The sequence below is a fragment of the Sphingopyxis sp. OPL5 genome (assembly GCF_003797775.2).
In the GTDB taxonomy this organism is placed as follows: Bacteria; Pseudomonadota; Alphaproteobacteria; order Sphingomonadales; family Sphingomonadaceae; genus Sphingopyxis.
Window position 1 is genome coordinate 3,287,426 of record NZ_CP060725.1, and the last position, 22,648, is coordinate 3,310,073.

A 22,648-nucleotide genomic window follows, 5' to 3' on the forward strand; every position below is an offset into this window, starting at 1 on the left:
CATGACCCATGCCGGGCATATCGCGATCATCCTCCATGATTTCTCGACCGGAGGCAGCGAACGGATCGCCATTCGCCTCGCCAATCGCTGGGCGGAACGGGGCCGGCGGGTGACGATCATTTGCGGAACGCAGATGGGCGCGGCACGCGCGCTCGTCGGCCCCGGCGTCGCGGTCAAGACCTGCTCGCCCGAAACATGGCGCAGCCCCTGGTCGCGCGTACAGCTCGGGTGGCGCATGGCGCGGATCGTGCGGGCCGAGGCACCCGATATCGTCTTTTCGCCGGGTAATTTCCACCTCATCATTCTCGCCTTCCTGGCGCGCCAACGCTTCGCCAAACGGCCGATCTTCGTGAGCAAGCTCAGCAACCCGATCCGCCGTGGCGGGCTTCGACGCCTCATGCGCGGACTCGCCGATGCGGCGATCCGGCTCGCCGCCGCGCCGACCGATATGCTGGTCGCGATGTCGCCGTCGCTGTTCGCGGAAGCCCGGTCGGTGTTCCCGGGCCACGCCGTTACCGAAATCGCCGAACCCATCCTCGAGGATGATATCGCCGCGGCGCATAGCCGCGCCGGCCTCGAGCCGGCACCGCTCATTCTCTGCGCGGCGCGCCTCGCCCCGCAGAAGGACCTGATCACCGCCATCCGTGCCTTCGCCGAACTCCCTCCGGCGCTGAAGGCACGGTTGCTGATCCTTGGCGAAGGGCCGCTGCGCGGCCGGCTCGAACGCGAAGCCGAAAGACTGGGCGTCGCGGCGCGGGTCGAGATGCCGGGCCATGTTCCCGATATCGCGCCCTATCTTGCGCGCGCCGACCTCTATCTGATGAGCTCGCATTATGAAGGCTATCCCGCAGTCCTCGTCGAAGCGATCGCAGCGGGGGTCCCGATCGTGACGACCGATTGTTCGCTCGCTTTGCCCGAAATCTTCCCGTCACCCGAACTGGGCGCCATCGTCCGCCAGCGTCAGCCCGAAGCCATCGCGGCAGCTATCGTCGCGCAGCTTCGCCGATCGCCGCCCTCACCAAATGCCGCGCGCAAGGTCACCGATCGCCACAAGCTCGGTGCTTCGGCGGCCGACTATCTCGCGCTCTTCGACCGGTTGGTCCTGTGACCGCGCGCCGCCTTCTTGCTTCGATCCATGATGTCACTCCGGTTCACGCCGAGCGGCTCGATCGACTCGTTCCCATCGTCGAAGCGATCGTGGGTCCGGGACGCTACGCTCTCCTCGTCGTTCCCGATTTTCATCGGCAGGGGCTGCTGACGGGACATCCGCAGTTCGCCCGCCGCCTGCGCGGCTGGGCCGACGCGGGCTGCGAAATATTCCTGCATGGCTTCACCCATGTCGACGAGAGTCGCCACGCAGGTGTCGCGGCGCGGTGGAAAGCTTCGCGCATGACGGCGGGGGAGGGTGAATTTCTCGGCCTCTCGACGCACGAGGCCGAGACGCGAATAGTGGAAGGCCGCGACATGATCGAGCAGTCGATCGGCCGGCCGATCGCCGGCTTCGTCGCGCCTGCGTGGCTCTACGGAGAGGATAGTCTTGCTGCGCTCGCGGCGCAGAATATCCGCACGATCGAGGATCATTTTCGCGTCTGGAATCCCCAGAATTCGGAAGTATTCGCGCGGGGGCCGGTCGTGACTTACGCCAGCCGGTCGCGCATGCGCATCGCGAGCTCGATCCTGTGGTCGCGCCTCGCGACCGTGCTGCTTGCGCGCGCATCGACGGTGCGCCTTGCCGTCCATCCGCACGACGTCGATTCGCCTCGGCTGATGCGCGAAATTGCGCGCGCGCTCGGTACTTTTGCGCGTTCGCACCAGCCGGCCACCTACGCCGATCTGGCGTCCGGCCGATTTTCCTGAATCGCTGGTGCGGATTTGCCGGGGGCTCGGCGTCAGTCCCTCAGTTACCGCTGCCAAAAGGTGATCGATGGCTTCTCAAGCATTGGGTGCAACGCCAAATAGATGGGCAGAGCGCCTTCGCCCTCTCCTCCAAGAGCAACATCCCTGGCAAAAATATCTTTCTCTCGGCCTGTCGCTCGCGCTCCTTGCCGCGCTCGGTTCGAAGCTTTCGAGTATCGGCTTGGCCGGACTCGTGCGGGGTGTCCCCGCGTCGCCGGTCTTCTGGATAGCCTTTGCCGCTTATTATCTCGCGCTTCCGGCCTCCGAATGGCTGATATTCCGGCGCCTGTGGAACATTCCGCGCGCCGGTTTCGCGGCGCTGCTGCGCAAGCTTGTCAGCAACGAGATATTGTTCGGCTATAGCGGCGAGGCCTATTTCTACGGCTGGGCGCGGCGCCATGCAAAGATGGCGGCGGCGCCTTTCGGTGCGATCAAGGATGTCAGCATCCTGTCGGCGGTCGCCGGCAATCTCGTGACGCTCGTGATGCTTGCGCTTGCCTGGCCGGTTGTTGGACAGGTCGCTCCCGAGTTCCACGGCAGAACCGTGGCGCTGTCCGCAGCGGTCATCATCGGTCTCTCACTGGCGCTGCTCGCTTTCAGGCACCGCATCTTCTCGCTGTCGCGCCCGGAACTGCGCATGATCTTCGGCGTGCACATAGGACGGCTGATGCTGACCACCTTGCTGTCGGGTGTGATGTGGCACAGCGCACTGCCGGCCGTGTCCATGGGCTGGCTGCTCATCCTCGCCACACTGCAACTGCTCGTGACGCGCCTGCCATTCGTGCCGAACAAGGATCTTGTCTTCGCCAGCGTTGCGCTCTTCCTGATCGGCCATGATGGTGCGATCGGGCCGCTGATAGCGATGATCGCCGGGTTGATCCTGCTCGTGCATATTGTTCTCGGTGCGATTCTGACCTTGGCCGAGCTTGCGACGGCGCATCGGTCGTGAAGGCGGCGATTGCACCCGTGGCGCTGCTGCTCGTCGCTGCGGCGCCCGTCAAACCCGACCCATCGCTCGGCAAGGCCGAGGCCGCTTGCCGGACACATGAAACAGCGCCCGCGGTGCTCGTTTCGGTGACCGGGCTCAAGGATCGCAAGGGCCTCATACGCGCCGAACTCTATCCGGCTAACGACAGCGATTTCCTCGCCGACGACGCGGTCCTGATCAACGCGCAAAAGACCTTTCGCCGGGTCGATCAGAACCTGCCGGCATCGGGTCCGGTCACGCTCTGCCTCCGCGTCCCGGGGCCGGGGCGCTACAGCCTGTCGGTCCTCCACGACCGCAACCGCAATCTCAAATGGGACAAATTGTCCGACGGGCTCGGGTTCGGCGGCAATCCGAAGCTCGGCTGGTCGAAACCCAAGGCATTGGCCGCGTCGGTCGCGGTGGGCGCGGGGCCGACACGTACCGAGGTCGTCATGAATTATCTGAGCGGGCTGAAATATAAGCCACTGGAGCGCAAATGAAGATCGTCGACGTCTGCGCCTTTTACACGCTGCACGGCGGCGGGGTAAAAACCTATATCGACCGCAAGCTCGCGATCGGCGCGGCGATGGGGCATGAGATCGTGGTCATCGCGCCCGGCTCGCACGACCATGTCGAGCGGCGGGCAGGAGGCGGTACAATCGTCTATGTTGCGAGCCCGCAGCTGCTCGTCGACCGGCGCTATCGCTATTTCGAAGACGCGGGCGCCGTCCATGCCCGGCTCGATGCCGAGCGCCCCGATATGGTCGAGGCGTCATCGCCCTGGCGGACCGCCAATATCGTCGCCGACTGGCAGGGCGACGCGCCCAGAGCCCTGATCATGCATGCCGATCCGCTGGCGGCCTATGCCTATCGCTGGTTCGGTCGTTTCGGCAGCCGCGAGACGATCGACAAGGGCTTCGACCTCTTCTGGCGCCATTTGCGGCGGCTCGGCGCACGGTTCGACTGCGTCGTCAGTGCCAACCGTCATCTTTCGGCGCGATTGCAGGCTGGGGGCGTGGCCGGCGTGGAGACGATTCCGATGGGGGTCGATCCGGATATCTTCTCGCCGATACACCGCGATCCCGGCCTCAGGCGCGATCTGCTCGCGCGCTGCGCGCTGCCCGAAAGCGCGACCCTGTTGATCGGGGTCGGCCGCCACAGCGGCGAAAAGCGCTGGCCGCTGGTGATCGATGCCTGCCTCGCGGCGTCGCAGCATCGTCCGATCGGACTGGTTCTCGTCGGCGACGGTCGCGATCGTGCGCGGCTTGTCCGCCAGATCGGGGACAATCCGCACGTCCATCTCCTGGCGCCGGTCGCCGATCGTGCGTTGCTGGCGCGCGTAATGGCCAGCGCCGACGCGATGATCCACGGCTGCGAAGCCGAAACCTTCGGCCTTGTCGCGGCGGAGGCCGCGGCATCGGGTCTGCCGTTGATCGTCCCCGACGAAGGCGGCGCTTCGGACTTTGTCCGCGGCGACAATGGCGAACTCTACGAAGCGGGCGATGCGGGCGCGGCGGCGCGTGCGATTGGCCGGCTCCTTGCGCGCGATCCGGCGGCGCTTGCGGCGGCCGCCGCCCGGCGCGCCGCGGACATCCCCCTCATCGACGATCATTTCGGCGCGCTGTTCGGCCGTTACCGTTCGTTGGCGTCGCTCCGCCGGGCCGCCTGATGTCCGCAATCGATCGCTATATCGCGCGGCGGCTCGCACGACCCTTTCTCGCGGTCAGCGTGATCATCGTCCTGCTGCTGACACTCGAGAACAGCCGCCGGCTGATGACCCTGCTCGGCAATGTCGAGCAACCCGTGGCCGTGCTGATCAAGTTGATGCTCTATCTCATCCCCGAATATCTCGGGATCGGCCTGCTGATTGCCGTGTTCGTATCGGTCGCGGTCGTTTTTCGCGGCTTCGCTCTTCAGGGCGAGCTCGACATATTTGCGTCGATCGGTCTCTCTCCCGGCCGCTTGCTGCGCGTGCCATTGATGTTCGGGCTGGCGGTAGCGCTGCTTCATGCCGGCCTTCGCGCTTATATAGAACCGGCCGGCGAGCAGCGGCTCGATGCGCTTGGCACGTCGATCGCGCTCGGCAATCTCGGCCTTTCCATCGCCCCGGGCGAGTTTCTGGGTCCTAGGCCTGGGACGATGTTTCATGTCGATGCCGTCGACCGGGCCACGGGCGTTTTTCGCGGGCTTCTTGTGCAGAGCCGCAGCCTGACGGTTGCCGCGCGCGAAGGGCGGGTGATCAACGGCGGACACGAGGGCGTCTTGCTGCGCCTGTTCGATGGCCATGTGGTCGCGACGCGTCCTAGCGGCCGTCTCGAAGCCACGTCTTTTCAAGCGATGGCGATGCCCATAGCGTTGATGGCCGCCAAGCCCGTCCATGTGACGCCGCGCCATCGGAACGACCGGCTCATGTCCGGTGATCTGTGGCGCGCCGCATTTGACGCCCGGACGGGCTCCGAACGCGCGGCGGCACGCGCGGCGCTCGGCAATCGCTTTGTGACCGCCGCCTTTATCGCTCTTGTCCCGCTCTTCGGTTTTGCCCTCGGCGTTCCGCCCAAGCGATCGACGTCGGCGCTTGGGCTGGGCCTCGGCATCCTGCTGATCGTCGGCTTCGTCCAGACGATCGTCGCGATCGAGGATGGCGCTCACGCGCTCGCGCCCCTTTATCAAGTCGCGGTCCTGCTCGGCTTTGCCTGTCTTGCCCTCGCGATGCTCCGCGCCCAGACCAATCGCGGGCCCGGGGCCATCGAGGCGATGCTGGTGTCGGCGAGCCAACCCGCGCGCCATCTGTCGCACTGGTTCCGGCTCGACCGCTTGATGATGCGGCTCCCTAGCGACCGGAGGCCGCTATTGACGACAGGCCGATGACGGAGGCGGACCCGCAGGACCGTCCTCTGCCATGTTCGTCGGCTCGGCCCGATGACGGCTCGCGCGATGTGAACGCCTTCCATTGGCTGCCATGTGCGCCCGCCTGGTGGAACCTGCTGCGCTTCGCGACACGCAACTGCCGGAACTGACGGCCGTTCGTCAGCCGCTTATCGCACGCCGCTCGCGTAGGCGTCTTGCGGGCGCTGTCTTTGGCTGGCGCCAATCATAGACCGTCCATCCACGCCGCAGTGCCAGATGGAGCAACCGCCGCGACGGATTGACCGCCACCGCTTCATCGGCCCATTCGAAGGTGGGAAAGTCCGAGAGGTCGTCCGAAAAGAAGCGGATATGAACGTCCGCGCGATCGATATCCTGTCCCGCAAGCCAATGTTCGAGCATGCGCCGTTTGTCCGCGCCATAGCAATTCGCGCCGGCGATCCGCGGGGTGAGGTCGCGCCCGCGCCATATCGATGCGGTACCCACCACATCGGTGACGCCGAGCCGTTCGGCGATGGCCTCGAGATAGAAAAGATGGGCGGCCGAGGCGATGACGACGCGCCGTCCGGCAGCGCGCTCGGCGGCGATGCTCGCGATGGCATCCGGATGGATATTGTGCGCGAGGCTCTGCTCGGCATAAGCCCGCGCAAGGTCGGTCACGGCGTCGCGATCGACGGCGCTTCCGAGCATCAGGCGCTGCATCGCCTGTTTGAGCTGTTTGCGCGAAAGCAAGCGTGCCTTGTACGCTGCCATCAAGGCGACCACGAGCGGCGCGAAGACGAGTCTCCATGGCGCACGCCGCCGCGCCGCGAAAAGCAGGAACGGTGACCAGGTGCCGTAGATGGTCAAAGTGCGGTCGAGATCGAAGATCGAGAGCGGACGCGATGATGTCATGGGCGATTTCCTCCGCAAGGTAGGACGCCGCCGGAATTATTTTCCGCACTTGCTGCGGATATCGCGCCGCCGCGGCGTCGTTCCCCCCATGCGGATCGGCTTTCTCTTCAATCACGACCAGATTCATCAGATGGCGCACAGCTTGCCGGTTGCGATGGCGCTCGCGGGTGCGGACACGGGCGCCGAGATCATTGTCGCAACCACCAACGACCTGCTGGCGCACGAGGCGATCCGGTTGATGGGTGGTGCCGTGCCGGTTGGCATCCGCCTTGTTGCGCTCGGGTTGCGCTCGCCCGCGTCGCGGGGCCTCAACGCGGTGCTCGGATCGATTCTCCCGGCTGCCAAATTGCTGGTCTACCGCGACAATCTCGATTTCTTCCGGTCGCTCGATTTGCTTGTCGTGACCGAGCGGACGTCGCTCATCCTCAAGACGCGCTATGGCCTCTCATCGCTCCGCATGGTGCTGACCGATCATGGCGCCGGTGACCGGGCCATCGGTTTCGGCAAGTCCGCGGCGCTGTTCGACCATATATTGGCGGCGGGTCCGAAGATCCGCGACCGGTTGACCCGGGAAGCGGGGGTGTGTCCGGATCGCCTGACGATCACCGGCTATCCCAAGTTCGATATCGCGGCGGGGCAGGGGCGACCGATCAAGTTTCGTGGCAGCAATCGGCCGATCGTGCTCTACAATCCCCACGTCTCGCCCCATCTCTCATCCTGGTACACACAAGGCCGGGCGGTGCTCGACTATTTTCTCGGGTCCGACCGCTACAATCTGATCTTCGCACCGCACATCATGATGTTCGAACGGCGGATGGCGGTGACGATCGACAAGCTCCGTTTCGGGCTGCCGGGAAAGCTGCACGCCCGCTACGCGTCGGCGCCGAATATCCATATCGATCTCGGCAGCGCGGCGCTTACCGACATGAGCTACACCAATGGCGCGGACATCTACCTCGGCGACGTGAGCAGCCAGATTTATGAGTTTCTGAAATCGCCGCGGCCCTGCCTTTTCCTCAACAGCCAAGGCATCGATCCCGACCGGGATCCCAATTTTGCGCACTGGCAGTCGGGGCCGGTGATCGCGGAAGCCGACGATCTTGATCGCGGTCTGGAGGAGGCCGTGGCGGATCATCCGGGCCGCTATCGATCGGTGCAGCGCCGGCTCTTCGATCATACATTCGACCTCACCGCCGAGCCATCGTCGGCGCGCGCCGCTCGCGCGATCGCTTGCCTTGCCCGCGGCGATTTACCCGACGGCAGGTCCGCCGATGGCCGCCTTGCTCACTGAGGCTGCAAAGGCGCCGTCGGGGCCCGTTCGCCGCATCTACGAAAATCTCGGGCTCCTGCTTGGCGGCAAGGCCGCCGCCGGCCTGATCAGTCTCGTCTATGTCGTCGCCGCCGCGCGTATCCTTGGCCCCGAACAATATGGCGTGCTGGTGCTCGTCAATTATTTCGCGATGCTGATCGGCGGCCTCATCGCCTTTCCGGGCTGGCATGCGATCGTTCGCTACGGGGTCCAGCCCGCCGAGACCGATCATGCCAAGCTCATCCGTCTGCTACGCTTTGCCGGCGCTATCGAGCTGGCGGCGGGCGTCGCTGCCGTCGTTGTCGCGGCACTGGCTGTGCCGCTCGTCGGTCCGCTGCTCGGATGGTCGGCGGACGCGCAGGCGCTCGCGGTCCCCTATTGCTTTGCCGTTCTCGCGACAGTGCGCGCGACGCCGGGCGGCTATCTCCAGATATTGCGGCGCTTCGACCTCCTCGCGCTTCACAATCTGGTCACCCCGGTGATGCGGCTGCTCGGCACCCTGATCATCATATTCTTCGATCTGGGGCTCACCGCCTTTCTCGTCGCCTGGCTCGTTGCCGCGCTCGTCGAGGGGGCGTCGCTGTGGATCGCTGCCGCCTATCTTGCCCGCCGGCATATGCTCGATGAGCCGTTGCTGGGCGCTGTCGCGGACGCGCGGCGCGAGCATGAGGGCCTCGGCCGCTTCATGCTCACCGCCAACGCCGATATCATGCTCGGCGATCTCACCGGCCGGCTGACGCCGCTCATTGTCGGGGCGATGCTCGGTCCGGCGGCGGCGGGCCTTTATTCGATTGCCCACCGCGCAACGATCGTCATTTCGCAGCCGGCGCAAATGCTGGGGCAAGCCGCCTATGCCGAACTGGCGCGGCTCGCCGCCGGTGGCGGAGCCGGGCGGGCCATCCGGCAAGCGCTTGGTCGCTGTCTCGGCATCGCACTCGCCACGGCGCTGCCCCTTCTCGTCATCCTGGCTTTCTTCTCGCGCGAGATAGCGGTGCTGATCGGCGGGCAAGCCTTCGCCGGCGCTGCCTCGGTCATGCTCTGGCTGACGCTTGCCCGCGTGGTCGCGATGACGGGACCACCGACAAGTGCAGCGCTGATCGCCATCGGGCGACCCGGCCTGTCGGTGACGGCCAATATGATCGCCGGGCTTGGCCTCATGCCGCTGCTGCCTCTGTTTACCCGCTTCGCCGGGCTCGTGGGCGCCGGCTATCACGCCCTGCTGCAGGCGGTGGTCGCCGCCGGCCTGCTCGGCTTCGCTCTGTGGCGGGTGACGGATCGTCCGCAATGAGCCCACCGCTCGCCCTGGCCGCTTCGCGCCGCCTCACGCCTTTCATATTCGGGCCATATGAGGCAGACACTATGCCTTGCCGCAAGGGCGAAGACGGAAGAGCGCAGCGTTTGATGACCAAAGTCGGCGGGCTCGAAGCGATTTTCATGGCCAATCGGCTGGCTTTGTCGCGCTATCTGCGCGTTCGTCTCCGCGGCGATGGCGACGGCGAGGATATCCTGCAGGAACTGTGGCTGAAGCTCGCCGATATCGACGCGAGCCTGATCGCCGAGCCGCTGGCCTATCTCTATCGAACCGCCGAAAATCTGGTCCTCGACCGGCGCCGTTCGGCGCAGCGTCGTACCGCGCGCGAGCAGGAATGGACGAAGGGGCATATCGACGGCAGCATGGCCGCGCCGCGCGATGCCCAGCCATCGGCAGAACGCATGCTCGTGGCGCGCGACCAGCTCAGGCGGGTCGATGCGGTGCTCGACGCCTTGCCCGAGCGGACCGCCTTCGCCTTCCGGGCGGTGCGGATCGACGGCATGCCGCAAAAGCAGATCGCCGCCCAAATGGGGATCAGCGTGAGCGCGGTCGAGAAGCATTTGCAACGGGGATACCGCGCGGTTCTGGAGCTCAAGCAACAGCTGGATGTGGATATCGACGCGCCGCAACGTCAGGTGGCCGAAGGAATTGATGATGGGGACCGGTAGCATCATGGACGAGGCCATCGCATGGCATGTGCGGTTGCAGGGCCCGGCAGCCGACGGCGTTCTGTGGGCCGAGTTCACGGCATGGATGGAAGCCGATCCGGCGCACGCCGATGCTTATGATGCCGTCGCTCTCGCCGATGACCGTCTTTCGGACGAACTGGCCGAGACCAAGGCTCCCGAGAAGAATGCGCCGCTCGCGACCAATGATAATGAGCCCGGTGTCCGCCCCTGGTATCGCCGCACCGCATTTCTCTCGATCGCAGCCAGTCTCATCCTTGCGCTCTGCCTGTCGCCGATGCTGCTGCGGTCGCCGGGGATGGAGGCGATCACGACCCAGCCGGGCGAAACGCGCGAAATCGCCCTTGGCGACGGATCGACGATCGCCCTCAACGGCGGCACCACCATTCACCTCGATCGCAAGGCCGAACGCTTCGCGCGCCTCGACAGCGGCGAGGCGATCTTCACGATCAAGCATGACAGCGCGCGGCCGTTCGTCGTCGAGACGGGGGACGGAACGCTCCGCGACCTCGGCACGATCTTCAACGTGCGCCAGTCTGCAAGCGGCCTCGAGGTCGGCGTGTCCGAAGGCAGCGTCCAATATGATCCGGGCGTTCAGGCGGTCACGGTGACGGCAGGCAGGCAGCTCCGCGTCCAGCGCGGCAAGTCCAGGGCGGTCGTGACGGCCATCGACCCGGCCTCGGTCGGCGGATGGCGGCAGGGGAGGCTGAGCTATCATGATGCGTCGCTCGCCACGATCGCGCTCGATCTCACGCGTTCGCTTGGCACGCCGGTAACCGTCTCGCCGGACCTCGCAAGCCGGCGCTTTTCAGGCGTCATCCGCATCGATCGCGACGAAGCGAAGCTCTTCCGGCAACTGGAGTCCTTGCTTGGCGTCCATGCGCGCCATAGTGCCAAAGGATGGCAATTGACGCGCTAGTCCGGTGACCTGGAACCATATCCTCCCCGTTGCGGCCATCGCCATCGTTGCCGCTAGCCCGGCGGCGGCAGCGGAAAGCCGCAACTTCAATATTCCTGCCCAGCGCCTCGACAATGCGCTCATCGCACTCGGGAACGAGACACAAATTTCGATCGGCGGCATCGATCAGCGTCTGGCGGGCGCGCGCAGCAAGCCGGTTCGCGGCCGCATGACGATCGCACAGGCGCTCACGACGATGCTCCGGGGTACCGGCTTCACCTATCAGATCGTCGATGCCGAGACGGTTCGCATCGTTCCGGTGCCGAAACCCCGCGCACGGCCGAAGCCCGCCCCGACGCCCAGGCCGCCGCCAGCCGCGCCGCGTATCGAAGCGCCGATACCGCCTCCCGTCGAAATCGTCGTCACCGCGACGAAGCAAGGCCAGCCGCTCGACAGCTATCCAGGCACCGCGCATATCGAATCGATAGGGAGCCCCGGTCTCGGAGAGAGCCAAGGCACCGCCGCGTTCGTCGCGCGCATCCCGACCTTGACCTCGACCAATCTGGGGCCGGGCCGCAACAAATTGTTCGTGCGCGGGATCGCCGACAGCAGCTTCTCCGGACCGACCCAGTCGACCGTCGGCATCTATCTCGGCGACCTTCGGCTCACCTATAATGCGCCCGAGCCTGATCTACGCCTCTATGACATCGACCGCATCGAAGTGATCGAGGGGCCGCAGGGGACGCTCTATGGCGCCGGGGCGCTCGGCGGGATTATCCGGATCGTCCCGAAAATGGCCGACGCGGGCGTCTTTCACGCTTCGGCGGCCGCAGGTCGATCCGTAACGCGCGGTGCTGCACCGGGCTATGATCTTGGAGGGATGGTCAATATCCCGATCCTGACCGATCGAGTGGCGCTCCGGGTCGTCGGCTACAAGCAGGTCGAAGGGGGCTATATCGACAACAGCACCCTTGGTACCGAGAACACCAACCGGACGCGTCTCGACGGCGCACGCGCGAACCTGCGGATCGAGCCGGGCGACAACTGGACGATCGACGTCAACGCGCTGCTCCAGAATATCGACACGCGTGACGGCCAATATGCCGAAACCGATCAGCCGCGCCGCACGCATGCCGCCAACATCGCCCAGCCGCACGACAATGACTTCAAGGCGGCGGGCGTAGAAGTCGCGAAGGACTGGGGCGACCTCAAGCTCATCTCGTCGACGGGCATCGTCGACCATGATCTGTCGGAAGTCTTCGATGCGACAGGCTATGGCGGCAATTCCGAGATCCAGATCTTCGAGGGGCATGAGGCCATTCGCCTGCTGACGCACGAGACGCGCCTCTCGCACCGCGGACCGTCGGGAAACAGCTGGGTCGCGGGTTTCGGTCTCGTCCGCAACATCGATCGCATCGATCGCCGCCTCGGCCCGCTCGACGCGCCCGCAACGCTGGCTCGGCTGCGCAACCAGAAGACCGAAATAGCGGTCTTCGGTGAGGCGACACAGCGCATCGCCCCGCGCCTGTCGGGAACGCTCGGCGCACGTGTCGTCTTTGCCGAGACGATCGGCGAACTGATGGGCGGATCGGGCGAGGATTTCGAACCGAAGCGGCGGCAGGTCCGTTTCCTGCCAACCGCAGCGCTGTCCTGGAAACCCAATTCGGATCTTCTGACCTTCCTTCGCTATCAGAGCGGATTCCGGAGTGGGGGGATCGCCATCACCGCTGGCCAAACCAATGCCGCGCAGCGCTTCGATTCGGATTCAATCCACACCGCCGAACTCGGGATCAGGCTTGGCTGCGAAAGCGATACCGCCAGCCCCCGCTTCTCTGGGGGCGTCACAACCTTCTATTCGATCTGGACCGACATTCAGGCAGACCTCATCGGATCCGACGGACTGCCCTTCACCGAAAATATCGGACGCGGGAGGATTTATGGCGCTGAGATCAATGCGCGCTGGCGCGCTAGCGATCACCTGTTCTTCGACGGAGCGCTGTTCGTCAATCGCAGCGCGCTGACCAACCCCGCCGAAGGACTCGAAGAAGCCGACGAACGGCCGCTGCCGAATATTGCGCGGACCGGCGCGCGTTTTACGGCGGCCTGGGAGAGGCCATTGTCCTCCAGCCTGACGTTCAAGCTCGACGGTACGGTCCGCCTGATCGGCGCGTCGAGCCTGGGCACGACGGCACCGCTCATCCTTGAGCATGGCGAAACGACCCAGGTCGACCTGTCCGCATCGCTCGTCGCATCGCAAGGCTGGGCCATCTCGCTCGACGCCACGAACCTGCTCAACGCCAGCGGTAACACCTTCTCCTACGGCAACCCTTTTACTGTCGCCGACGGCAAGCAGATCACGCCGCTGCGACCGCTCACGATCCGATTGGGCATTCGAGCCGGCTTCTGACGTGCGCACCCCATGTCAAAGGACAGGCCGATGTTTGAACGACCCATGCCGCGAGAGATACGAAATTGAAGAAGATCCTGAAACTGCTGAACTCGGAGCGATTGCTGGCGCGTCGGCCGGATATTCTCCTTACGGCGGCGATGGCGCTCGCGGCGCTCGTCGCGCTCGGTATCTTCAAGCTGGCGTCGGAAATCGCCGAGGGTGAACTCAATGCCTATGATACCCCCGGGCTGCATTGGGTGCGGGCCATATTCGGCGAGAGCAGTGGCATGCGCGCGGCGATGCTCGATCTGACCGCATTGGGCGACGTCACCACCTTGACGCTGGTCGTCGTTTTTTCCGCGGGCTTGCTTATGACGCTCAAGCGGGGACAATTCGCATTGTTCCTCGTCGCCCAATGCGTATCGGGAGCGCTTGTGATGAGCTTGCTGAAGGTGTGGTTTGGAAGGGCACGGCCGACGGTCGTCGAGCATTGGGCCTCTTATGGCAGTGCGAGCTTCCCGAGCGGCCACGCAGCGAATTCCGCTATCGTCTATTTGTCCATCGCCATTCTCGTCGCCGGATTGGCGCCGAGCCGGTCGAGCCGCATCTATGTCGCGGGAGCCGCGGGATTGCTCGTCGTGTCGATCGGCATCTCGCGCCTGTATCTCGGCGTTCATTGGCCGAGCGACGTCCTCGCCGGTTGGGCCTTCGGTGGCGGATGGGCCCTGATGTGCTGGAGCATCATGTGGAGGATGGCGCCGCTCACGGCTCGCGCGGCCATCAACTTGGCGACTTTCCCTGGACGCCGAAATCAGTGAAGAAGAAGGATCTCGATGGTCGAGCGGCGGTAGCGATTGTGGACGCCACGGAATTTTGGGACGTCTGCACAACTTTGCATCGAACCATCGAGCAGCGTGCAGAGGGTTGGGTGTTGCGGGCCAGTTTCAGTGATCTAGCGCTTGACCGAAGCCGTAAATCTGTCGATCGGCCTCGCTTGCTGCCACTCGCCCGTTCGGCCGATTACCGCGCCCGCTGGGCCTGAGACTGCGACTGATAGGTTGAAGGCCGCTTCTGAGCTACCATCGCGAGGGTGCGGCCGCCATGATAGGTAACGGTTCCGCACATCCTGTTGCCGTTGGCCGAGAGCGTGCCGTCGAACAGGACATCGCCTTCGCGGGACGCGACAACCATGTGGATGCTGTAGCCGGTCAAGGTGATTGTGCGCACAACGACGGGCGCGGTCCTGACCGGGGTTAGCGATCCGCCATAGGTGTCGCCGACGAAGCCGATCGACATCAGCCCGAAACTGGGCTCTCCCCCGGCATCCATCAGGAAATCCCAGTTGCCGTGGAGGTTCGGGGCCTCGCCGCCCGCCGTAGCGGCTCCGGCGTCGCACTCAAAGCGCATGTTTACGGGCTCGCTTGCCGCTGCTGGAACGACTGCAAATGCCAATGCTGCGCCAGTGATAAATCGCTTCATTGCTTTCTCCATTTCGACATTTCGTGCCGACCGGTTGGCGGGTCATGATCCCTGTCGACAAGGGGCAAAATCGTGAATAGCGTCCGCCGTTTCGTGACGGGTGGGCGGATGCGGTTGGCGATGCGTGAATGGCGGATGTTGAGGAAGTGGCGGGTGCCGCTGAGTGCTGTCGCGTTCGGCGCGATGCTTGGCGTAACGGGGCCATTCGGATCGCAATCTGTGCTCGGGCCAGCGGTTCGATATCCTTTCTGGATGGTCATCGCCGTCGCCGGCTTTGGGACCGCTGCGGCCGCGGAGCGGATCCTTCCGTCCATTTCGCCGCGCAAGCGGACGTTCGCACGGTACTTCGCGGTGGCCGCAGTATCGGCGGTACCCATGACCTTCTTTGTGGCATGGGCTATGGGGGTGGTCAGACCAGGAAGGACATTCGGTCCCGTCCAACTGCTCGGCTTGTTTCCCTATGTGGCGCTGGTCCAGCTGCTGATCGCCCGCATCATGGCTCCGGACGACCCGGTTACGGTGGTCGCACCCGCGGGACAGCCCGCCGCGGCTCCAGAATATCCGCCCGAATTCCTGTCGAAGCTTCCGGCCGCCCTGCGCAGCGACATACTCGCACTGGAAGCCGAAGATCATTATGTGCGCGTGCACACACTCAACGGCTCGGCGTTGGTCCTGATGCGGCTGGCGGATGCGGCGGCGATCATTGATCCGCGGCTAGGCCTTCGCGTGCACCGCAGCTGGTGGGTGGCCAAAGACGGTGTTCGCCAACTGGAACGAACGCCCGGACGAGCGACCGCCCGGCTTCTGGATGACACAGCAGTCCCCATCAGCAGGACATATTTGCCGGCGGCGCGAACGGTTTTGAAGGACTAGCCCGAGCGATCCGGCGGGATTTGCCGGGGCGAACGGTCCGGCTGCTCCAGAGCGCTTTATGTTGAAAGCTGTTCCGCGCGTCGCAGCAGTTTTGCGCAAAGCGGCGCAATCGCCCACGCGATCAGACAACAAAGCCCGCACACGACGAAAATCGTTGCCGCGATGGGCAGTATCATATGCGCGACGCGATTGACGATCATCGCGATCCACCCCGTCACTCCAAAGGCGATCATGGCATCGTCCTTGCTGTCGACCCGGCGCAAGGTCGCGTCGCTTCGTCTCTATCTGCCATTCACGCATCGCCAACTGCATCGGTCTGCCGATCACGAAATTGCGGAAGCCGTTCACGACTTTCCCCGTTGCCGACCGGCATCACCGTCCGCCAACGGGCCGACACGAAATTAGCGTCGCCAATGTCGGTGTTCGCCTCAACCACGCAAAGTCTATGCAGAGAACAGAATTGGCCCATGAAAAGCTTCGACCTCGACGAACCGCCCGCCGGCTGGCAATCGCTCGATTCTCCGGCGACCGACCTTGCGGAAGGAGTGCGCCGGCATGAACGCTCGACGCGCCGAGGGCTGCCGTCTGTACCGCGACCGCGGCCGCGCTTTGGATCTGGCAGCGCAGGCGAGCGGCAAGACTGGCGCACGCGATCGCGGCTGCCGACGAGATGCCGGAACAGTTCAGGGAGGCCGAAACCGCTGACCTCACCTGATCAATAACCACGGCTCATACAGCCCTATTCGCCCGCGCTGAAAGCGGCGGGCGCACAACCATCCTCACCACCAGGTTCAATGAACCGGCTTTTGCCGGGCAGGGAGATTTTGACTCATGAAACGTACCCTTTTGTGCGCCTCGGCGCTTTGCGGAAGCCTTATTCTCGTGCAGCCAGCCCAGGCGGCCTGCACGACATCCACCGACGGGCAGAAAACCGTCGCCTGTACCGGCGATACGGCATCGACGGTAACGATCGGCGCCGATGTCGACCGCTTCACCAATGACGGCAATATTGCGGTATCGCTTGGCCTCGCGGTTACAGCCGGTACGAACACCGGCGATTTCACGAATAGCGGCACCATCACGTCGACCTCCAATCAGATATTTTCGGTCAGGATCGACGGATTTCGGGAGGGGGCCGTTCTTTCCAACAGCGGAACCATTTCGACCGGAAGCAATGGCGCGGCGGCGATCGCGATCGGCGGCATCGCGACCGTCCGCAACAGCGGCTCGATCGTTACCTTGCCCGGAAGCGGCAATTCCATCGGACTGGCGATCGAAGGAGGCGGCGATATCGCGAACCTCGCGGGCGGCGAAATCCGCGGCGGCTTCGCCGGAATCCGCACGTCCGACCGGACCAGGCTCGTCAACGCCGGAACCATCTCGGGCGCCAACGGCGCGCTTCTCGGCAACGGATCGCGGGTCGATAACAGCGGAACCATCACCGGCAGTTCGAACGCCATCGCCATCGCCTCGGATGGTACGGTCATCAACCGCGAGGGCGGCCAGCTGATCGGGACCGGCATTGGGGCGGCCGTGGCGCTTCAGTCCGGATCGAACACGATTCTCAACGCGGGCCGCATCGACACGACGGGCACGTCGTTCGGCAGCTCGGCCACTGTCGTCATTCTGCGTGCAAGCACGGACAAGTCGAGCGCGCTCGTCAACACGGCGACCGGCGTTATCGGCCATCCGGGTCAGGATTCGGGCGACGACGCCATCCTCGGGTCCGGCGGCGCGCTATCTATCGCCAACGCCGGGCTGATCCATGCGGATATTTCCCTGAACGGAGGAGGCGCGCCGAGGACCGTGCTCAACGGCTATGATCTGGCAGGCAACGTTGTCGACGGTGCCAGCCGTATCGAGGGCGACCTCTACTTCAATGGCAGCGACGACACGGTTCGCGTCCGCAACCGCGGCACGATCATCGGCGACATTTATTTCGGTGAAGGCGTCAACGAACTCTACAACAGCGGGACCATCAACGGGAACATTTCGGACATCGGGGACGCCGCCAATCATATCGTTCTCGCCGGGACGCTGAACGGCGATGGCAGCTTCCAGGGCACCACGACCCTTGAGGTTTCGGGCGTGCTCAACGGTTCGATTGTGCTCGGCGGCAACGACGACACCGTGATCGTCAACGGCCCGCTCACGATCACGGGCGAGAACAGCATCAACGTCGCAGGCGGCGGCGGCGACACGGTGATCTATCGTGGCGAAACCGGCGCGGTTGATGCCTGGCGCATCAACGCCGAGAAGCTGATCAAAGACGGCGGGGGCACCACCATCCTTGGATCCGAAGGTGCGACTTTCCTGGGCGGCGTCACCATCGCCGACGGAACCCTCGTGTTCGGAACCGACCGCGCCGCCGACGAGATCGTCGGCAATGCGTCGATTGGCAGCAGCGGCGTCTACCGCCTCGACGGAACGCATCTCGGCGCGATCGACATCGCGGCCGGGGGTGTCCTTCTGGGAACGGGCCGCGTCGGTGACGGCCGCTTTGCCGAACATGTGCTGACCAACGCGGGTGTCGTCGCGCCGGGGGATGGCGAGGGCAGCATCGGAACGCTTACCGTCATCAGCGACTATACTCAAACGGCCGCCGGCCGGCTCGACATCGAGCTCGGCGCGCCCGGTATATCCGACCTGCTCGAGGTTCGTGGAGCCGCCAATCTCGCGGGCGGAGTCAATTTCATCCCGCTCGATCTTGCGGACACCGGCACCTATACCTTCCTGACCTACGGGTCGCGCGCTGGTCAGTTCGACCGGGTCGGTGGAAGCGGCCTCTTCTTCAGCTATTCGGTCGATTATCTCGGCGACCGCGCGGTCGTGAACGTCGTCAAATCGACGCCCACGCCGACCCCGACGCCGACAGGTTGCTCGCCGGCCGATCCGGCGCCGGGAACGACGGTGATCTGCAAGCCGCCGATCAACGGCCGCTATGTCTTTACGGCCGACGACCTTACCGTCAGCGTCGAAGGTCTGCTCGAAGCCGCAACTGACGGCACGCTGATCGGCACGCGGGGCGACAACGCAACTGTCAAGATACTGGCCGGTGCGGGCATACTGAACGGCCGCGAGAATAGCGGAGCGATCGATCTGAGCGGAGCGAACCTCCAGCTCCTCAATCAGGGCATTATCGACGCCGTCGGCGGCCCGGACCCCGCAGCAGTGGTCGTGCTGGCGCCCGACGAAGGCACGCGCGCCTATCTCCGCAACGCCGACGGAGCGCGGATCGGTCATGCAGGCCCCGGGGCACCCGCCACGGCGATCTATGCCGACGCCCTCATCGGCGGCACGCCGGGCGACATCGCGATCGAGAATGACGGTTCCATCTATGGCGACCTCGATCTCATCCACGCGGCAAGGGCGCTGATCGACAACGGTTTCGTGATCGACAGCGCGACACAGACGTCGGGCCAGCGCCTGATCGATGGCAGCGTCAGGACCGGCGCCGGAAACGACGAGCTGCGCAACAACGGAACGATCACCGGCAGCATCGAAACCGGCGCGGGCGATGACATCGTCATGAACTATCCGGGCGGGGTCATCGGCGGCGATATCCGCCTTGGCGTTGGCGACGACGTCTATTCGCAGGAAGCCGGCCGCCTCGACGGCGCGCTTGATGCGGGCGAAGGCGATGACCTCGTCGAGTTCGGCGGCTCGATCGGCGGGAGCATCGCGCTCGGCGCGGGCGATGACGCGCTTGGCATTTATGGCGCCGCCGAACTCGCGGCGAGTGCGGGGATCGACGGCGGCTCCGGCCTCGATACGATCATATTCGCCGGGAACACGGGCACCTGGGATGCGTCGCGCTTTTCGGACATCGAAGCGCTCGGCAAACAGGGCGGTGGGACCTCGGTGATTACCGGCAACTGGATGCTCGGTCAGGGCGCGACCAGCGTCGTGGATTCGGGCATCCTCGAGCTTGCCGCCGGCGCGGAATTGTCGACCGCTGTCGAGGTGGCGGCGCGCGGGACCTTCCTTGTGAACGGCGTAGTGCGGAACGGTGTCACCATCACCGAGGCGGGCGGCATCGTCGGCGGTAGCGGTTCGATTGGGACGGCGGCGGACCTTGCGGGCGGCCGCAAGGCCAACCTCGTGAATGCCGGCATCGTCGCGCCGGGCGGCCTGCTCGCGGGGAGCGAGTTTGGAACGCTGACCGTGTTCGGCGACTATCGGCAGAGCGCCGCCGGCGAACTCCAGATCGAGCTTGGCGTTCCCGGCACCAGCGATCTTCTGGACGTGCGCGGCGCCGCCGCGCTCGACGGCGCGGTCCAGTTCGTGCCGCTCGATGCGGGTGTTCTGGGCGCCTATACCTTCCTGAAGGCGACGGGCGGGGTGACCGGCCAGTTCGCCAGGATCAATCCGGACGAGCAGCTGGCGCAGCAGGGCATCTTCTTCACCTACGCCGTCGACTATAGCGCGGCCAATCAGGTCTCGGTGAACGTCACGCGGACGCAAACAACGCCGACGCCGACGCCGACACCGACACCGACACCCACTCCTACGCCTACGCCTACGCCTACGCCTACGCCTACGCCTACGCCTACGCCTACGCCGACGCCCACTCCCACGCCGACACCGACACCGCCGCTGGAATTGGACCTCACCCCCAACCAGCAGGCCGTCTTCGATGCCTTCGGGTCGAGCGGCGTGTTCACCCGGGATCTTGCGGAAGTGAGGGCGGAGCTCAACTGGATCGCCCCCTCGCAGGCAGGTGCTGCGCTTGGGACCTTCTCGGGCGAAATCTATGCCGACACACCCGCCATCGCGGCCCGCGCCGGAAGCGAGTTTGCGCGGCTCGTCGGCAATCGCATGACCGACGCCCGCTCGGATCGCCTGGAGTCGGGCGAGCGCTGGCACGGCATGAATGTCTGGGCACAGGCGATCGGCAGCTTCGGCGATGTCGAGAACACGGCCGCCGCAGCCGGCTATGACCATCAGGTCAGCGGGCTGGCGATGGGCATCGACGCGACGCCCAACGTCCAGTCCCGGGTGGGCATTGCTGCGGGCTGGTCGACGAGCGAGGCCAAGCAGCATCGAACCCGTTCGCGGGCCGAGGGCGACAGCTACCATGTGGGCGCCTATGCGACGGTCGACTTCGGAACGGCTTTCCTCGATGCGCAGGCGAGCTACGCGCACCACGATCTGGACGTGACCCGAACGCTGGTCACGGGCATGTCGAGCCGCACCGCGAACGGCGACGCGTCGGCAAATGAAGTTCGCGGGTCGCTCAAGCTTGGCGCGAATGCCGGGACGAAGGACCTGGACTTCCGACCGTTCGCGAGCCTCGGCTATGCCCGGGTCCAACAGCATGCGCTCACGGAGCGCGATGCGGGGGACGCGGGGCTCCAGGTCGGCAAGTCCCGGTTCGAGGCCCTGACCGGGAGCCTCGGGTTCGAGCTCCAGGGCAATCTCGGGCCCGACGGTCGCATCCATCCGTTCGCCGACGTTGTGATCGCGCATGATTTCGACCGCGAAGGCTGGGCCGTGACCAACCGGCTGATCGGCGGAGGAAGCGCGTTCCGGATCACCGGGGTGCGACCGGGCCGGACCGCCGGCATCGCAAGCGTCGGCATTACCGGGAATCTGGGCACCGCGCAGTTCCGGATCGGCTACGGCCTCGAGTTGCGCGAGCGCATGGAAGCCCACAGTGTCTCCGGCGGACTGACCTTCCGCTGGTAGAAGGAAGACTCCCGGCCCCACCCCCAGGGCCGGGAGTCTTCGATTTCCCGAAACGAGGCAGACAATGCATTCGAATACGCAGGAAACAACGCAACCCGGCAAAGCCGAACTGGACGGGGATTGGCGCCGCTGGATCGCCGAGAACCTGCTTCTCCATACCGACAAAAGGCAGTTGATCGATGCGATGCGGCGGGCCGGTTTCGATCGCAGCCTGATCGAGCGGGAACTGCGTCTCGCGGAGCATCATCCCTATCTGATCGCGGCGCGGCGCCTTCAGGCGCGGCTGGACAAGCATCGCTGGATCACATCGGCGCTCGGACGGCTCGAACAATTCGGATCGAGGACGATCGAGCGGCGCGAAAGCATCGATTTTGGTACATTTTTCGAGGAATTCTACGCGCGCAACCGGCCACTGATCCTGACCCGGGCTGTTGGGTCGTGGCGCGCCTTTTCGGCTTGGTCGCTCGATTATATCGAGGCGGCGGTCGGTCCTGTCATTGTGGAACTTCAGGCAGGACGAGGCGCCGATCGTCTCTATGAGCAGAATTCCGCCCAACATAAGCGCAACGTGCCCTGGCAATCCTTTGTGGCCGCGCTTCGCGACGGCAAACGAAGCAATGACTTCTACCTGACCGCCAACAATGGTGCGGCAAATCGGGACGTGCTGGCCCCCCTATGGGAAGATTTCGGACCCATTGACGGCATCCTGTCGGGGCATTCGCGGGAGCAGGGTTTTCTGTGGCTTGGGCCATCCGGAACGATCACGCCCTGGCACCATGATCTGACGAACAATCTCCTCGTTCAGATCATGGGTCACAAGCGTCTGACGTTGGCTTCCCCCGCGCAGACGCCGCTGATGCGCAATCATTACCATTGCTACAGCGAGTTCGGCCAGGATGCCACCTGCCGGGTAGCCGGCGACGGGGCGCGGCCGCATCTCTTGCACTGCGACCTCGCCCCCGGCGAACTCATTTTCCTGCCGATCGGCTGGTGGCATCATGTCGAGGCCCTCGATGTGTCTGCCAGCCTGACGCTGACAAATTTCCAGGGTCCGAACGACTTTCACAAGGATTATGCGACATTCGGCGAGCTCTGAGAGAAGGTCGTATTGAAATGGCGTCGTTGCAATTGCCGTTGGGTGACGAATGCCATGGCGCATGGTCACCTTCGGGGTCTCTCTCGTTTGCGGCCTTGAAAGGTCGGGCGACCGATGGTCCGGTTCTCACGATTTGCGCTCAGAAGCGGACTGTCGCCAAGCGGCCACTGCTTGCCTTGGCAAATTCAAAAAAAAGACGCCGATCTCGCGAGCGGGTTAGCTGCTCTTTACGGCCAATAAGGCGACCAACCTCGCCTGTCGGAATTTTCCGCCGGTACGCTCGTTCGCGCTCCTAA

Annotated in this window: 19 protein-coding genes; 15 read left to right on the forward strand and 4 right to left on the reverse strand. The window is 64.8% G+C overall.

Annotated elements, in window-relative coordinates; all coding sequences use genetic code 11:
• The first annotated feature begins 1 nt into the window (after position 1).
• The 6 genes from EEB18_RS15880 to EEB18_RS15905 all read left to right on the forward strand — a co-directional run bounded on the left by EEB18_RS15880 (position 2) and on the right by EEB18_RS15905 (position 5,731).
• Positions 2 to 1,108, forward strand: coding sequence for a glycosyltransferase (locus EEB18_RS15880; protein ID WP_187141778.1), 1,107 nt, complete (start codon positions 2 to 4; stop codon positions 1,106 to 1,108).
• Positions 1,105 to 1,857, forward strand: coding sequence for a DUF2334 domain-containing protein (locus tag EEB18_RS15885; RefSeq protein ID WP_187141779.1), 753 nt, complete (start codon positions 1,105 to 1,107; stop codon positions 1,855 to 1,857). Before EEB18_RS15880 ends, EEB18_RS15885 begins: the two co-directional genes overlap by 4 nt.
• Before the next feature lie 67 nt (positions 1,858 to 1,924).
• A complete protein-coding gene (locus EEB18_RS15890) occupies positions 1,925 to 2,845 on the forward strand; it encodes a hypothetical protein (protein ID WP_056346432.1) in 921 nt (306 codons plus the stop codon).
• Positions 2,842 to 3,363, forward strand: coding sequence for a DUF2141 domain-containing protein (locus EEB18_RS15895; protein WP_262407957.1), 522 nt, complete (start codon positions 2,842 to 2,844; stop codon positions 3,361 to 3,363). Before EEB18_RS15890 ends, EEB18_RS15895 begins: the two co-directional genes overlap by 4 nt.
• Positions 3,360 to 4,532: a glycosyltransferase gene (locus tag EEB18_RS15900; RefSeq protein ID WP_187141780.1), complete on the forward strand. Its 1,173-nt coding sequence runs from the start codon at positions 3,360 to 3,362 to the stop codon at positions 4,530 to 4,532. Before EEB18_RS15895 ends, EEB18_RS15900 begins: the two co-directional genes overlap by 4 nt.
• Positions 4,532 to 5,731: an LptF/LptG family permease gene (locus EEB18_RS15905; protein WP_187141781.1), complete on the forward strand. Its 1,200-nt coding sequence runs from the start codon at positions 4,532 to 4,534 to the stop codon at positions 5,729 to 5,731. The genes EEB18_RS15900 and EEB18_RS15905 overlap by 1 nt, the downstream gene beginning before the upstream one ends.
• A gap of 159 nt (positions 5,732 to 5,890) precedes the next feature.
• On the opposite strand, the gene EEB18_RS15910 is transcribed toward EEB18_RS15905, so the two are convergent.
• A complete protein-coding gene (locus tag EEB18_RS15910) occupies positions 5,891 to 6,622 on the reverse strand; it encodes an HAD family hydrolase (RefSeq protein WP_187141782.1) in 732 nt (243 codons plus the stop codon).
• Between the two features lie 88 nt (positions 6,623 to 6,710).
• On the opposite strand from EEB18_RS15910, the gene EEB18_RS15915 reads away from it, so the two are divergent.
• From EEB18_RS15915 to EEB18_RS15940, 6 genes are all read left to right on the forward strand, one after another.
• Positions 6,711 to 7,913, forward strand: coding sequence for a hypothetical protein (locus EEB18_RS15915; RefSeq protein ID WP_187141783.1), 1,203 nt, complete (start codon positions 6,711 to 6,713; stop codon positions 7,911 to 7,913).
• A complete protein-coding gene (locus EEB18_RS15920; protein ID WP_187141784.1) occupies positions 7,894 to 9,219 on the forward strand; it encodes a lipopolysaccharide biosynthesis protein in 1,326 nt (441 codons plus the stop codon). Before EEB18_RS15915 ends, EEB18_RS15920 begins: the two co-directional genes overlap by 20 nt.
• A gap of 113 nt (positions 9,220 to 9,332) precedes the next feature.
• Positions 9,333 to 9,911 carry an RNA polymerase sigma factor gene (locus EEB18_RS15925; protein ID WP_187141820.1) on the forward strand — a complete coding sequence of 193 codons (579 nt, stop codon included), beginning with the start codon at positions 9,333 to 9,335 and terminating at the stop codon, positions 9,909 to 9,911.
• On the forward strand, positions 9,898 to 10,848 hold the full coding sequence (locus EEB18_RS15930; protein WP_187141785.1) for a FecR family protein: 951 nt from the start codon (positions 9,898 to 9,900) through the stop codon (positions 10,846 to 10,848). Before EEB18_RS15925 ends, EEB18_RS15930 begins: the two co-directional genes overlap by 14 nt.
• A 4-nt stretch (positions 10,849 to 10,852) precedes the next feature.
• The gene (locus EEB18_RS15935) at positions 10,853 to 13,234 is read left to right on the forward strand and encodes a TonB-dependent receptor domain-containing protein (protein ID WP_187141786.1); all 2,382 of its coding nucleotides are present in this window, start codon (positions 10,853 to 10,855) and stop codon (positions 13,232 to 13,234) included.
• 65 nt (positions 13,235 to 13,299) lie between these two features.
• Positions 13,300 to 14,034, forward strand: coding sequence for a phosphatase PAP2 family protein (locus EEB18_RS15940; RefSeq protein WP_235535624.1), 735 nt, complete (start codon positions 13,300 to 13,302; stop codon positions 14,032 to 14,034).
• A 202-nt stretch (positions 14,035 to 14,236) separates the two neighbouring features.
• On the opposite strand, the gene EEB18_RS15945 is transcribed toward EEB18_RS15940, so the two are convergent.
• Positions 14,237 to 14,695: a hypothetical protein gene (locus EEB18_RS15945; protein WP_187141787.1), complete on the reverse strand. Its 459-nt coding sequence runs from the start codon at positions 14,693 to 14,695 to the stop codon at positions 14,237 to 14,239.
• A 72-nt stretch (positions 14,696 to 14,767) separates the two neighbouring features.
• On the opposite strand from EEB18_RS15945, the gene EEB18_RS15950 reads away from it, so the two are divergent.
• Complete coding sequence (locus EEB18_RS15950; protein ID WP_187141788.1) at positions 14,768 to 15,568, forward strand: LytTR family DNA-binding domain-containing protein; 801 nt, start codon at positions 14,768 to 14,770, stop codon at positions 15,566 to 15,568.
• A 56-nt stretch (positions 15,569 to 15,624) separates the two neighbouring features.
• On the opposite strand, the gene EEB18_RS15955 is transcribed toward EEB18_RS15950, so the two are convergent.
• Together EEB18_RS15955 and EEB18_RS15960 are read right to left on the reverse strand one after the other, a co-directional pair.
• On the reverse strand, positions 15,625 to 15,801 hold the full coding sequence (locus tag EEB18_RS15955; RefSeq protein ID WP_187141789.1) for a hypothetical protein: 177 nt from the start codon (positions 15,799 to 15,801) through the stop codon (positions 15,625 to 15,627).
• A 59-nt stretch (positions 15,802 to 15,860) separates the two neighbouring features.
• Positions 15,861 to 16,004, reverse strand: a complete 144-nt coding sequence (locus tag EEB18_RS15960) for a hypothetical protein (RefSeq protein ID WP_187669015.1) — start codon at positions 16,002 to 16,004, stop codon at positions 15,861 to 15,863.
• Positions 16,005 to 16,399: 395 nt separating this feature from the next.
• Here EEB18_RS15960 and EEB18_RS15965 point away from each other — a divergent pair, with 395 nt between their 5' ends.
• The gene (locus EEB18_RS15965; protein ID WP_187141790.1) at positions 16,400 to 21,256 is read left to right on the forward strand and encodes an autotransporter domain-containing protein; all 4,857 of its coding nucleotides are present in this window, start codon (positions 16,400 to 16,402) and stop codon (positions 21,254 to 21,256) included.
• A gap of 64 nt (positions 21,257 to 21,320) precedes the next feature.
• Positions 21,321 to 22,352 carry a cupin-like domain-containing protein gene (locus EEB18_RS15970; protein WP_187141791.1) on the forward strand — a complete coding sequence of 344 codons (1,032 nt, stop codon included), beginning with the start codon at positions 21,321 to 21,323 and terminating at the stop codon, positions 22,350 to 22,352.
• The last annotated feature ends 296 nt before the right edge of the window (positions 22,353 to 22,648 follow it).

Coding starts and splice junctions, on each gene's coding strand:
- EEB18_RS15930 (WP_187141785.1), top strand. CDS start 9,898: ATGGGGACCGGTAGCATCATGGACGAGGCCATCGCATGGCATGTGCGG.
- EEB18_RS15905 (WP_187141781.1), top strand. CDS start 4,532: ATGTCCGCAATCGATCGCTATATCGCGCGGCGGCTCGCACGACCCTTT.
- EEB18_RS15920 (WP_187141784.1), top strand. CDS start 7,894: ATGGCCGCCTTGCTCACTGAGGCTGCAAAGGCGCCGTCGGGGCCCGTT.
- EEB18_RS15925 (WP_187141820.1), top strand. CDS start 9,333: ATGACCAAAGTCGGCGGGCTCGAAGCGATTTTCATGGCCAATCGGCTG.
- EEB18_RS15915 (WP_187141783.1), top strand. CDS start 6,711: ATGCGGATCGGCTTTCTCTTCAATCACGACCAGATTCATCAGATGGCG.
- EEB18_RS15900 (WP_187141780.1), top strand. CDS start 3,360: ATGAAGATCGTCGACGTCTGCGCCTTTTACACGCTGCACGGCGGCGGG.
- EEB18_RS15955 (WP_187141789.1), bottom strand. CDS start 15,801: ATGATCGCCTTTGGAGTGACGGGGTGGATCGCGATGATCGTCAATCGC.
- EEB18_RS15880 (WP_187141778.1), top strand. CDS start 2: ATGACCCATGCCGGGCATATCGCGATCATCCTCCATGATTTCTCGACC.
- EEB18_RS15970 (WP_187141791.1), top strand. CDS start 21,321: ATGCATTCGAATACGCAGGAAACAACGCAACCCGGCAAAGCCGAACTG.
- EEB18_RS15945 (WP_187141787.1), bottom strand. CDS start 14,695: ATGAAGCGATTTATCACTGGCGCAGCATTGGCATTTGCAGTCGTTCCA.
- EEB18_RS15890 (WP_056346432.1), top strand. CDS start 1,925: ATGGCTTCTCAAGCATTGGGTGCAACGCCAAATAGATGGGCAGAGCGC.
- EEB18_RS15910 (WP_187141782.1), bottom strand. CDS start 6,622: ATGACATCATCGCGTCCGCTCTCGATCTTCGATCTCGACCGCACTTTG.
- EEB18_RS15965 (WP_187141790.1), top strand. CDS start 16,400: ATGAAACGTACCCTTTTGTGCGCCTCGGCGCTTTGCGGAAGCCTTATT.